Raw genomic sequence first — 298 nt, 5'->3', positions numbered from 1 at the left:
TCCGTATCTGTTCCTGGACGGGTTGGATCTGGGTGCGGGTGGTGGTGAGTTGGTCCGGGTGCGTCCGGACAACACGGCGTATGTGATGTACACGTCGGGTTCCACCGGCACGCCGAAGGGCGTGACCATCACGCACCGCGGCGTGACGAACTGCGTCCCCGCGTTCGTCGACGCCCTGGGCGCGACCCCCGGCACCCGCACGCTCGCCGCGACGTCGGTGAACTTCGATGTGTCGGTGTTCGAGATCGTGACGACGCTTGCGGTGGGCGGCACGGTCGAGGTGGTGCGTGATGTGCTG

Annotated in this window: 1 protein-coding gene; it reads left to right on the top strand. The window is 67.1% G+C overall.

Annotated features, from left to right (window positions below; all coding sequences use genetic code 11):
• Positions 1–22: 22 nt before the first annotated feature.
• Positions 23–298 (top strand): AMP-binding protein (locus tag OO63_RS41140; RefSeq protein WP_248782231.1); only part of this gene is annotated, 276 nt, incomplete at its 3' end.

Source organism: Streptomyces alboflavus (assembly GCF_000716675.1).
Classification (GTDB): Bacteria; Actinomycetota; Actinomycetes; order Streptomycetales; family Streptomycetaceae; genus Streptomyces; species Streptomyces alboflavus.
Note: the sequence above shows the minus strand (reverse complement) of the source record. Positions and strands in the feature narration are given on the sequence as shown.